The 12,049-nt window shown below is 42.3% G+C and carries 10 protein-coding genes; 1 reads left to right on the top strand and 9 read right to left on the bottom strand.

Translation table 11 applies throughout. The features are described from left to right. Nucleotides 1-85: 85 nt before the first annotated feature. Complete coding sequence (locus H70737_RS31210; protein ID WP_231573442.1) at nucleotides 86-295, bottom strand: hypothetical protein; 210 nt, start codon at nucleotides 293-295, stop codon at nucleotides 86-88. A gap of 49 nt (nucleotides 296-344) precedes the next feature. Here H70737_RS31210 and nagZ point away from each other — a divergent pair, with 49 nt between their 5' ends. Then, nucleotides 345-1,415, top strand: coding sequence for a beta-N-acetylhexosaminidase (gene nagZ / locus H70737_RS13220; RefSeq protein ID WP_231573441.1), 1,071 nt, complete (start codon nucleotides 345-347; stop codon nucleotides 1,413-1,415). An 18-nt stretch (nucleotides 1,416-1,433) separates the two neighbouring features. Here the strand turns inward: nagZ and H70737_RS13215 are convergent, their stop codons facing one another. From H70737_RS13215 to H70737_RS13180, 8 genes are all read right to left on the bottom strand, one after another. Beyond that, nucleotides 1,434-2,522, bottom strand: coding sequence for an efflux RND transporter periplasmic adaptor subunit (locus H70737_RS13215; RefSeq protein ID WP_042187874.1), 1,089 nt, complete (start codon nucleotides 2,520-2,522; stop codon nucleotides 1,434-1,436). Between the two features lie 30 nt (nucleotides 2,523-2,552). Continuing rightward, entirely contained in the window at nucleotides 2,553-3,932 is a 1,380-nt protein-coding gene (locus H70737_RS13210; RefSeq protein WP_042187872.1) for an ABC transporter permease, read from the bottom strand. Further along, nucleotides 3,922-4,641: an ABC transporter ATP-binding protein gene (locus H70737_RS13205; RefSeq protein ID WP_042187870.1), complete on the bottom strand. Its 720-nt coding sequence runs from the start codon at nucleotides 4,639-4,641 to the stop codon at nucleotides 3,922-3,924. The genes H70737_RS13210 and H70737_RS13205 overlap by 11 nt, the downstream gene beginning before the upstream one ends. Before the next feature lie 39 nt (nucleotides 4,642-4,680). Continuing rightward, nucleotides 4,681-7,266 carry a hypothetical protein gene (locus tag H70737_RS13200; protein WP_052404274.1) on the bottom strand — a complete coding sequence of 862 codons (2,586 nt, stop codon included), beginning with the start codon at nucleotides 7,264-7,266 and terminating at the stop codon, nucleotides 4,681-4,683. 136 nt (nucleotides 7,267-7,402) lie between these two features. Next, nucleotides 7,403-8,737 (bottom strand): hypothetical protein, encoded by a 1,335-nt coding sequence (locus H70737_RS13195; protein ID WP_042187868.1) that lies wholly within the window; start codon nucleotides 8,735-8,737, stop codon nucleotides 7,403-7,405. Then, a complete protein-coding gene (locus H70737_RS13190) occupies nucleotides 8,734-9,822 on the bottom strand; it encodes a DUF58 domain-containing protein (protein ID WP_042187866.1) in 1,089 nt (362 codons plus the stop codon). The genes H70737_RS13195 and H70737_RS13190 overlap by 4 nt, the downstream gene beginning before the upstream one ends. 3 nt (nucleotides 9,823-9,825) lie before the next feature. Beyond that, the gene (locus H70737_RS13185; protein ID WP_042187864.1) at nucleotides 9,826-10,803 is read right to left on the bottom strand and encodes an AAA family ATPase; all 978 of its coding nucleotides are present in this window, start codon (nucleotides 10,801-10,803) and stop codon (nucleotides 9,826-9,828) included. A 139-nt stretch (nucleotides 10,804-10,942) separates the two neighbouring features. Then, entirely contained in the window at nucleotides 10,943-12,031 is a 1,089-nt protein-coding gene (locus H70737_RS13180) for a GerAB/ArcD/ProY family transporter (RefSeq protein WP_042187862.1), read from the bottom strand. Nucleotides 12,032-12,049 lie beyond the last annotated feature (18 nt).

Below are 12,049 nucleotides of genomic sequence, written 5' to 3'. Positions count from 1 at the left end.
CTCATAATTCAATTTTAATATGTAAAGATTTAAGTTCATCTTATCACCGTGTATCTAAGTCAGCAAGGATTCATCCTTCTGACATCTAAATAAGCAACGAAGGGACGACTATTCTAATGACCAGATTTACACGCAACATCCTTAAACCTACATCCTCTGCTAGCTTTTTAATGGCTTCTGCTATGGTATCTATGCTTCTGTTAACTAGCTGTTCCAATAGCAGTAACAGTTCCCAAGCTGCCGCTACAAATCCGCCGACTGCAGAATCCACATCTTCACCTGTTACGAGTTCCACAGCAGCTCCCTCCTCAGAGAGTGATCCAATTGCTGTTCAGGTTTCAAGTATGAGCCTTGAAGAGAAAATTGGACAAATGCTCCTTGTTGGCATCGACGGAACCGTTCTGGATGATCAAGCAAAAAGGATGATTGCCGAAGACAAAGTCGGTGGAATCATCCTTTATAAGAACAATATTCAAGATCTGAAGAGTATGGTCAGCCTTGTTAATTCCATGAAAGAGAGCAACAGCGGCAACCCTGCCCCTTTATTTATGAGTATCGATCAGGAGGGCGGAAAAGTCAGCCGAATGCCTAAGGAGTATGCTTCCTTCCCCTCTAATGGAAAGGTCGGTACCCGTAAGGATGCTAACGCTGCCGAAATGATGGGCAAGCTGCTCGCTAGAGAAGTATTGTCAGCAGGATTTAATATGAACTTCGCTCCCGTCCTTGATATCAATAGCAATCCAGATAATCCTGTAATTGGAGATCGTTCCTTCGGTAGCTCCGCTGAACTAGTCAGTACGCTAGGGATTGCCGAAATGAAAGGAATTGAGAGCGAAGGTGTTGTTCCTGTCGTCAAACATTTCCCTGGTCACGGAGATACTTCCGTCGACTCCCACCTTGAGCTGCCGATTGTGAATAAGACTGCTGAAGAACTCGCTAAATTAGAATGGCTCCCGTTTCAAGCTGCAATAAAAGAAGGAACCGATGCCGTAATGGTCGCTCATATTTTGTTCCCGAAACTTGATCCTGATAAACCCGCATCTTTATCAAGTAATATCATTGGTGAGCTACTTCGCGGTGACATGAAATATCAAGGACTCGTAATCACAGATGACCTGACTATGGGTGCTATCATGAAGAATTATGACCTTACCACAGCAGCGGTAGATACTATAAATGCAGGCAGTGATATCTTACTTATCGCTCACGGCTATGATAATGAGAAACGGGTACTAGAATCGCTTCTGGACCATGTAAAAAAAGGTAAGATACAGGAATCACGGATTGATGAGAGCGTCTATCGGATTTTAGCATTGAAAGCTAAATATAATCTATCCGACGAGCCAATTCCGGTTCCTGACCTTACCGAGCTAAATAAAGATATTAAATCTTGGCGACTCACGATTGAGAAATAGGCTTAGGTCTATTTCAATCTATTGAAGCACAACAACATCTCCAACCTTTAACCCTGAGACGGCCTCTGTTTTGTCTGCCGTCTCCATGCCCACTTTGATATCTCTTCGTTCATATTCCCCATTGCCTTTATCCACCATCACGTAGGAGAGATCTCCTTCATGCATTACTGCGATGCTGGATACAACGATGGCATTTTCCTTGCGAACCGTCTCGATTTCTCCGCTCAAGCTTAGTCCACCAATTAAGCGCTCGTTAGGTTGCAGTGAGATTACCACTTCAAATTGTGGAACCGAAGTAGCAGTAGTATTTTGACCCGAAGCAGTCTTAGCAAATTTAGATACCTTAGTCACTTCTCCAGACAGCTTTAAATCTTTTAAAGCTGTCATTTTAACATCGACCTTCATTCCCGTCTTAATACGGAAGACATCTTGTTCACCTACAAGAGCTATGAATTCAAGCTTGTTCATATCTACAATTTTGCCGATGTATTGATTATCTGTTACCGTTTGCGGAATTTCACTCGCACTGTCAAATAGAAAAACACCTGTTGCAGGAGCATGGTAGAGGGCTGTATTTAGCTTAGCCTTCTTTTCTTTTAATTCACGAGCCTGTATTTCAGCATTTACTTGGTTAAGCTCATCCCCTATTCTTGCTGATTCTTGGGCTGTAAGTGCTTTTATACGTTCGGCTTCTGTTGCACCAAGGGCTGCGTTCTCCTGGTCCTGCTGACTAACAAATTCATTTAATTCCGCTTCTAGCTGTGCCTTTCGAATGGTTGCCTCTTGTGTAGCAATTTCATTCTTTAAGGCTTCCTGATCGAGGGTAAACAGCAAATCCCCCTTCTTAACTTGCCCACCATTCTCAACCTTCCACTTGGTTACCTTTGAAGCATATGGTGCATATACAAGCGTTTCCTGCTCATAATGTGAATTCCCTTTGACCTGAACAGAGTTGGTGATGGTTTCCTGTGTCACTTCAAAAGTTATCGCCTGTGGTGGTTCAACAGGTTCTAGCTGTGCCTCAGGTTTATACATCTTGTTGTATACAAAATAACCCGCTGCAATAATAATCAATACCAATACAATCCACTTGATTCTCCTCTTCATCACTTCTGCTTCCTTTCAACTTAAAAATAGCTAATCCCGTTTTATCGCCGTGAGCGCATTCGTTCTGGACGCGCTTATCGCAGGATAAATTCCCGATAGTACGCCTGTCATTACCGCAAATGCGATCCCTATTGGAAGGGTCATCAGAGGAATAGTGATTACTAAGGGCTCACCCATCCCCATTCCTCCTGTGGAACCAATCAGCTTATTTATGCCAAACACAATCAAGTATGAAAAGCCTATACCGAGCAACCCACCAAGCATCCCGAGCAATGCCGCCTCTGTAATGAACATATTTCGGATTTGCCCCATATTGGCGCCTAGCACCTTCATAATACCGATCTGGCGACGACGCTGATGGGTGGACATGGTCATCGCAACGATGATCGAGATCGAAGCGATAATTAGAATAAATATACCAATACCAAGCGCTGCTTTCTTGAACATACTGAATGTAGAAGCCATCGCCTCTTTTTGATACAAATTCGTACTAGTATTTAGTGTAAGTTTCTGGATAAGCTTCTCCACTTGTACGATGTTGTCCGTACTGTCAACTTTTACAATGGCTGAGTTGTAAACATCCTTTTGCCCAGCAGTTCCATTCATTAGTTTCAGTTGTTCCACCAGACGCTCACCAGTCTCTAGCGAAACATAAATCTTCTTGTCGTACATCGCCATATCAGGGTTCCCAGTACTATCCAATATCCCAACAATTTGAATGGGTGAGCTGATTAGAGACTGTCCAGTTTGAGAAGCAGGGTCATATGATTGTAATTGAACCTGTTGTTTGAACATATCCGACGGAAGCATGCTTAAACTGTTGTACTGTTCCATTATTTTATTATTGTAAGGATCAGTACTCAGTTGTTCAAAAAGACGCTGCCGAGTCTCGACATCAATCAATCCTACAGTTGCTCCATAGTTTAGTACTGCCATGCCAACCGAATCAGAAGGACCACCCTGCTTAAATTTATGGTCATATTTCGTTAGTAGTCGAAGATCCGTTCCGATTAACTGTACGTCCGTAATTTTATTATCGATAGTAGTCATTTGTATGTAGCCAAGCTCTTGAAAAGGTGCTGCTGCGGTAACATGCCGCAGGCCTTGAACAATTTTCAGCTTCTGGCCCGTTAGCCTGCCGGGGTCGAGCTTTGCATCAGAGGCAGAGGCTCCTTTTCCTTCTCCGCCCCCTTGTGAAGGGATGCCGCTATTCGGAGTCACCGTAATTTCATCCATTTTGAAATTCCGGTTAATTTCCCGCTCCGTATAGCTTTGCGCGGAATCTCCTATACTTAAAGCAACAATAATAGCAGCACAGCCAATCGATATACCTGCCATACAAAGACCTGTGACAACTTTCCGTCGTTTGACTTGCTCCCAAGCCAAACGTGAAATATCACTAATCCTCAATGAGTTTACCCCCTTCGAGTTCTGTATCCGAAGAAGTTTGTTTCTCAGTAATCATATATCCGTCCTGAAGCGTGAAAATCCGTTGCATTTGTTCTGCTACTTTGAGCTCGTGTGTTACAACGATGAAGGTGGTCTTCATCTTCTTGTTCAGGTTAAGCAGGATATTGATAATTTCCTCTTCTGTCTTCGAGTCCAGATTTCCGGTCGGTTCATCTGCGAAAATAACGGACGGTTCTGTGATCAAGGAACGTGCAATACTGACCCGCTGCTGCTGTCCGCCAGACAACTGTGAAGGGAACAGGTCGGCTTTATCCGGAATGCCGACCCCTTCCAGCAAGGCCAGAGCTTTTTGCTTACGTATTGATGGTGAAACGGATTGGAACACAAGCGGCAACTCAACATTTTCACGGACAGTCAAGCTAGTAATCAGTTCATAAGCTTGAAAGATAAACCCGATATGCTTCCTACGAAATTCAGATAGCTTGTTTTCGCTCATCTTCACAATATCTTGGTCAGCAATGTAAATGTGGCCTTCCGTAGGCTTCATCAGACCTGCCATCAGGTTGAGCATGGTTGACTTACCGGAACCCGAGCTCCCCAGTAATGCAACCATCTCCCCCTTTTTCACAGAAAAATCTATTTGATGAAGGACTGCCGTCGTTTCATTACCATTCTTAAAAGAATGCGTTACATTTTCCACTCGCAACATTGGAGCTGCTCCTTCTCGTACATTAATAGATATGAATTCCTACTTCTCGGTTACTGTTCTATCAATCTTTATGCTATATGCCTGGCTGGCCAGCTCGATCCGTTCTCCTTGGAACTCATCATACAGTGTGATTCTGTAGGCGCCACCTGACAAGTTTTTATACATATTATTGGTAAATGTTGCAGTATAGGAGTTGTAATTCCCTTCAAGAAGTTCAGTACCGATGTTCAAGCTTCGTTCCTGTGATAGACCATATGGATCTGTCATTTTGAGCACCAGCTTATGAGTGAAGGTTCCCATGTCATAGCTACTGTCACGAAGTAAGTTGTAATTCATTACGATATCTATAGTGGTACTACCTTGCATCGATCGCCCTTCCGAACTCAGAACAGACATCGTGTACGGATATAGCGCAACCTTCGTCAAATTATTCTCCGGTGGAGTAGAAACTGGATTTAGACTCAATGAAGCAATGTTAATGAATCCTGTTGGTTCCTGACCAGGTTCAGACAGCTTATTCCCAGTAATTCCTGGACCTAGATACATACTTACGTCTGATGGAATAACGGATTTAGGCAATTTTGCCCAGTACGTTATTAATTGCTTACCACCAGGTGTAGCTGAAGTATCTGGCTGATTCACTGTAGCTTCGAATAGCTGGCCATCTCCTGTTTTAAAGTAACCCTGAAGGCGAGCCATTTTGCTTTGTCTTTTTTCCTCACTGCTAAGCAGTAGCTCTGTATATACGATATTAGAATTGAGACCTTCATAAATAATTGTTTTGTTCTCTTGGACACTAGCGTTCTTGCCTTTACCGGTGATTGCATAACTTCCCCCACGTTCAATAGTCGCTACAGCATTCATCGTACTGTTCGTGCTAAGCGACAGGAACGAGCTCTTCTCTTCTTTTACCGTTGTAAAGAGATTCACTTTTAATTTATCGAACTCTTGTGTGTAAGGGATTTTGGAAAATACATAGATTTCCGCATTTTTTCCTGGTGCAATCGTCGAGGTTTCCTTGTCCATAAACAGTTCTGTAGAGGAAGACACATCATCATTGTCTACTTGCACAGATCCTTTTAATTCTGGAAGTGTTAATGCCACCGATTGCGAATTCTTAATATTTATTCTAGCAACAACGATGTCATCATCTTTCCAAGGAAAGCGCTGTAAAGACAGCAAGTTATAAGTGAAAGAACCATATTCATTGGATGCACTATACTCCACGCCTTTTTGAATCTCAGGTCGTAATGTATAGGAAATTGTGTAGTAAGCAACAGGTACTGTCAGCTTGGCTGTATTGCCCGTACTTACATTATTCCCTTCAGATCCTGTTCCCTCGCCTGTACTGCTCGTATCTGGATTAGCTGGAGCTGAAACAGCCTCTATCATTTGCAATTGCAGCGAACTCTGCTCAACCTCAAGCGGAATTTGTGCGGTAAGTGGAATGATTTTTTCTTCCAAAGGTTTTATGGTTAAGCCGCTCAATCCCTTCGCATTGATCGGAAAGGTTGTCCCTGTTGAAGATTTGACGGCAAGCTCATACGTTGGCAACGTAACGGCCGTCTTCCCAACATTTTTCACTCGAAGCTGGAAGGTCCAAATCCCTTTATTATTCTCAGCGTATACGTTTGCGTTGTTTAACTGAGTTTCTATCGGATTATTATTAATGGTGATTTTCTTGGTCACACCTTTACCTACCACCAAATTAGGTGTTGTAGCTGCCGGTAGCTTGTACGAGGATTTAGCGATCTCAAGCTTCAGTGCTTCATCTTTTTGCGTAAATTGCAGCTTCATATTATCCGTCTTCATATAAGGAGGAATCTCGGTAAGATAATAGATAGTCTTCTTCTCCTGCGGCTGAATCTTGTAACTAATCTGAGAACGATCAAGTGCTAATTCATACGAACTGCCACCTGCAGAAAGTAAATAAGCCGCATAACCAGGATCACTGAGTACCTTACTGCCCTTATTGGTCAGGCTTATACCCACCTTGGCATAAACCTTCCCATTATATTTATAGAGCTCTAAGGTCTCACTTTTGGCGATGACAGGAATGTCATTCATTGTGGTGCTAACATTTTTTCCATTTACAGCAGTTGGGGAATAATTAGCTGGCACAGTAAAACTTCCTGCATGCTTTAAATAACCTTTGGTTTTGGAATCCCATACATACATGGGAATCTTAATCCCTTTTAACGAATTGGTCTTGCCTATGTTGACGTAATATGTAACCCGCAAGCTTTCTTTAGCACCAATCTTCTTCTTAGTCGCGTCAGCGCTCAGTGGGTTACCCGGAATAACAGAACCCCCTGGTGTCGTCACTCTCGAAAAATAATACATTAGGTTTGCGTTTTTACTGCTCCCATTTGAATAATTCAGGGTATAGGTTAAAATATTTCCGCCGGGTTGTGACCAAATATTGACATCTTCTAATGTAGCTTTGATATTTGCTCCTAATGAAATGGAACCCAGATTACTAGGGGGTGTTACTGTCGCCGCAGCTACAGCTGGATTGGTACGAACAGCATTAGCGGATGCCGCTGAAGCGGTATGACCAGTCAGTTGACTGATGACAAAGGTACTTAATAGTAAAACAACATATGTACTGCTATGCTTTCTCATTTACTTCCCTCCACGAGTATTTTGCTAGAATTATTATAGTGGTAAGTACAAAACCAATTGTATCCATGTTGTAACACTTTTGAAGCGTTTGTAACCTATTTGTTCCTATTTGCATGAATTTGAAGAATATTCTATTCTATAATTTCAATTCATCTTTCAATGCAGCCACATCATTAGCAGAAGGATTTTCTTCTCCATATCTAACTTTTTCATATAATTCAATCAATGAATTCGACGTATTAACCGTATGTTCTTCGCCCTTATGTTTAACCTTGTTAAGAGCAGTCCATTTAATAATATCGTCTTCTGTTTCCTTCGGCGTAAGATAACTCTTAACTTCATAACCATGATCGTGCTTCAAATGAAGCCAACGCCGATATAACCAGCGAACACGCTCCGTTTCACTATTCATCTGCTCCCAGCGGTCTTTTCGATGTCTTGGCGTAAGGCGAGTACTCCAGAAATCCTTTAGACCTTGAAGCGTTTGCTCCCATGTAAATACACTTTTTTCCTCATCAAGATAAGTTGTATTGTCCTTTGGCGTATGTTCCCTGCGCAGCATGGATAGCAAGGCATCCATGGCTCTCTTTAATTTCCCACCGGCATTTCTATACAACCACCGAAGTCCATAATAAGCTGCAACTCCCAATAACACAGCTCCAGCAAAATATAAAGCAACATCTAATATAGCAGCTAGTAGACCAGGCTCTTCATCTCCAACAAAAGGTAGTTCAGGACTCGCTTGAGGCTGTTCTACTGGCGGGGGTAGCGGCTCACTTGACCCAGAGAATAAATTACTAATCCATCCAAAGAACGAGCGTACCATATTCCTTAGCAGTGTCCCTATAGCTTTTCCGACTCCTGCCGCTAATACGGCCGCAACAATTCCTATTCCAATGACATAAATACGGTTATTCCTTTGTAATCCTTTTGGCAAAGCTTTGCCCTCTTGAGAAAGCGAACTATACTGTAAATAGCTACTATTAGAAATAAATAGTGTGAGCAATAGACACAAACTACCGCACCAGGTCAGTAGTGTAACACTTCCCTCCAAATCGGGAATTCTACCAAATGCAATGGTCGCAACAAAATAGATTACAATACCTATCCAATACTTCTTACTGGACTGATCTCGAGAGTCAGCAGTCATTCCGAGAAAAGCGCATATAAAACCTGCGACACCTAAAGGCAGACTCTCGATAGACAGACTTCCTGCTGACAAAGCCCCAACCACCGTCCCAAGGATTAGAGCAGCCAGCAGTTGCTTCCATCTAACACTACACTGTTTTCGTAACAGAATACCCACTAATGATATTAGTGGTATGGCAGTCAGCCACATAGGTTCAACTTGCTTGGGCAGTACATAAACCTGAAACAGAATCCATACAGGTAAAACTAATAATAGTTCTAAGATAGAGTATATCCAGAGTTTGACCGTATTCCATACGTAACCAGATAACGGAAGTTTCATGCGCTCTCTCCTCCCTGTTCCGGAATATCCAGCCATTCTATACCATTGCCCAACACCAATAGGAGGTCAGCAGCCTCTTGTAATTCTGCTCCTCTATGACAGCTAATGATCAGAAAGTCTGTATCACTTATTCCGCTCTCGGCCTGCAGGGCTAGCAATCGACTCATAGGAAGCGTTCTGTCTAGCTCCAGCTTTGCTAACAGCTCTAGCAAGTCTTCCAGCTCAGCCATAGGTTTTGCTTCAACAGGATCTCTTTCGCCCCCGTCATCCAATCTGCCGTTACAGATAAATCCCGTCTCAATTCCATGGCGCATAGCGTATTCGGCGATAGTGGCTGCATATCTTATCCCTTGCTCGATACGTTCCACATCCGTTACCGCTCTCCACATGGAATCACTGTCCTCTATATTCAAGCAAATGACGAGTCTAGAATCCGCAGTGTAGTCTTTCTTATGTACCTGCATAGTCCCTGTGCGCGCTGTAGCCTTCCAGTTTATAAGTCCCATAGAATCTCCTGAGCTATACTCGCGAATACCTGCAGTCAGGAAAGGATCTTCTACGATCCATCTTTTCACTGGAAGTTCACCCAGCCAGCTATGTATCGGTAGCGGAAGATCGTCTAGATTCAGCAAATTAGGATAGACTAATAACTCTAATTGGAGAGGATACGTTTTATTTTTCCGGATCAATCCAAAGGGATCTCCAGTGGTCATGGTGACTGACTCCAAACGGTATATCCCACGCCGTTCGCAAGTTACTTGATGACGCCGTTTAATATGACGGTAAGATTTAAGAAAGAACAAGCTGATATGATTCTGGTAGATTTCACCCGTGCTAATACCGAGATTATCTTGACTTCCAAATTCCAAGCCTCTTGCAATACTAGATTCCAGTCGAAGCCATGGTAATGGCAGAAGTTTCGCATTAACGATCTCCTCGATCATCTCAAGGTTATCCCCTTCATAAGCGACCTTCGTTGAAAAATACCGAGTATAACTAAGCGCTTTCAGACCATTCCGTTCATAGATAACGGCAAGAAGGAACAGGAGAGCTATTGTAATGAAAATGAACCAAGGCAAAGCCATAGCTCATTCCACCTTTCCGCCTCTTAAGGATGCAACGAGTTCTGTCGGCACCTCTACCTCACGAAGCACTTGTAACACAATTTCCGCGGCCTGTCCCTCTTTTGAACCCAATCCACGATGAAGAAGTAGACGATGAGCAAGCACCGGAACAGCTACGGCTTTAATATCATCTGGTGTAACGAAAGATCTGCCTTGGATTAGAGCATATCCTTGAGATGATCTGAGCAATGCTCCACTCGCACGTGGACTCGCCCCTAGTTTTACTGCCGCAGATTTGCGAGTAGCTTCCGTAATCCGAACGATATAGGCTAGCAAATCATCACTTATACTCACGGAAGCAGCCAAACGCTGTGCAGCTTGTATATCTTGAGCGGCAGCCACAGCAAAAGTCTCTTCAAGTGGATTATTCTCGCGGAAACGCTGCAAAATATGAATCCCTTCGTCAAATGAAGGATACCCCGTAGTAATCCGCATTAGAAATCTATCTAATTGAGCTTCAGGCAACGGAAAAGTGCCTTGGTTATCAATCGGATTCTGAGTAGCAATAACGAGAAAAGGTGCTTCTAGGCCATGAGTCACACCATCGATCGTGATTTGCCGCTCCTCCATACATTCCAGCAGACTGGATTGAGTTCTTGGTGTTGCACGGTTAATTTCATCAGCCAACAAAATATTCGCAAATACTGGACCTGGTCTAAACTGAAATTCACCTGACTTTTGATTATAAAAATTAATGCCGCTTAAATCAGAAGGCAGCAAGTCTGGTGTAAATTGAATACGTTTAAATGTACAATCTAAAGACTTTGCAAGGACTTTGGCTAACAAGGTTTTACCTGTACCCGGAACATCCTCCAGTAGAACATGACCATTGGCAAGTAATGCGGTTAATAGCAGGTCTACTCCATCTTCTTTACCTACAATGACTTTAGCTAGATTGGTTCTAATAGATTTGATGAGTTCAGTAACTTCTTGAAGATTCATGTAAATACACCATCCAATCTGAGGAAATTATTGTAATAAGTCCTTTAATCATAACAGAAAGTGTACCCAATATATAATTCACAAGAAAAGACCCTGCCTATTAAAAAGGCAGAACCTAAATTTCCCCTCCTGTTTTCATTTACTTCGCAGTTTTATACCGATATCGAAAGAAAGCCGTGATGGCATAATAGATCGGTATGCTTTCAACGATTAGCCAAATGACAACAATAGCATAACTATTATAGTGTTTATAATAACTGCCTATGTGTCGTGAATATAAAAAAGCTATCGTTATTGAAGCTATTGTTAAAAAGGGAATGTACATTTTTCTAGCTTTTGTATTAAACAAGCCGGATACACATCTAGAGGCTACATAGATAAGAAAAGAGCTGTGAATGAACATAGAAGACGACCATATTCCAATTAAGAGCGGATCCGAATTACCTAGCAGATTATCTTGTTTGGCGCTGCGCACCAATTCAAGGAAAGGATATTGCAGTTCCTGACCCAAATGTGGACCAAAACTCATCATCGTCAGTGACCAACCAATTAAGACAGTTACTAAGACAAATATCCCCGTAAGAACTAATCTTTTCAGCATCTTCGCTTCAAGCTTCAGATCGGGCACAACAAACAAGAGGACAATCCATTCCCCAAACCATGACATGACTACAATAGAGTCCTTCAGGGCAATCCCGGGATCATGATAATGAATGAAGGCTGGCAGCATATTGAAATCCGCATTTGGGAGAAATAAATTAAATAAAATGATCATCGTGATGAAAAAAATAAGAAAAAGTCCATCCGCCATATACGCAATCGTTGTAAAGCCTAAACTTGCAGTATACATAATCACTAGCCCAATCACACATTGAATAAACAGAGGTGGAGTTCCCCTCAAATAATTAGAACCAAAGAATAGCACAAAGTTCTCAATATCAAAGGATGCATAATAAACACACCAGCATAAAAGCATAAGAAGCATGAACTTGTGTGGCCATTTACCTATGATATCTTTTCCAAAGCTAACCCACGCTTGATTAGGCCGCATCATACCGACGTGAAAAGTAAACCACAATAATATTAACCCTAATAAAGATCCCACTATTAAACCAATCCAGCCTTGATAGGATGAAGTAGCAATTAGAGTCGGAATCAAAAAAATAGTGGTTTGGGAGCTGAAGAAAATAATAAAAAAACGGAACAGCTGCCATTTCGATGTTTGCATAACTTCTCCCTCTAAACG

This window comes from Paenibacillus sp. FSL H7-0737, from assembly GCF_000758545.1.
GTDB lineage: Bacteria > Bacillota > Bacilli > Paenibacillales > Paenibacillaceae > Paenibacillus_AQ.
The sequence above is the reverse complement of the archived record's forward strand: the minus strand, read 5'-3'. Positions and strand labels throughout refer to the sequence as shown.

Coding starts and splice junctions, on each gene's coding strand:
- H70737_RS13185 (WP_042187864.1), bottom strand. CDS start 10,803: ATGAATCTTCAAGAAGTTACTGAACTCATCAAATCTATTAGAACCAAT.
- nagZ (WP_231573441.1), top strand. CDS start 345: ATGAGCCTTGAAGAGAAAATTGGACAAATGCTCCTTGTTGGCATCGAC.
- H70737_RS13190 (WP_042187866.1), bottom strand. CDS start 9,822: ATGGCTTTGCCTTGGTTCATTTTCATTACAATAGCTCTCCTGTTCCTT.
- H70737_RS13205 (WP_042187870.1), bottom strand. CDS start 4,641: ATGTTGCGAGTGGAAAATGTAACGCATTCTTTTAAGAATGGTAATGAA.
- H70737_RS13215 (WP_042187874.1), bottom strand. CDS start 2,522: ATGAAGAGGAGAATCAAGTGGATTGTATTGGTATTGATTATTATTGCA.
- H70737_RS13200 (WP_052404274.1), bottom strand. CDS start 7,266: ATGAGAAAGCATAGCAGTACATATGTTGTTTTACTATTAAGTACCTTT.
- H70737_RS13180 (WP_042187862.1), bottom strand. CDS start 12,031: ATGCAAACATCGAAATGGCAGCTGTTCCGTTTTTTTATTATTTTCTTC.
- H70737_RS13195 (WP_042187868.1), bottom strand. CDS start 8,737: ATGAAACTTCCGTTATCTGGTTACGTATGGAATACGGTCAAACTCTGG.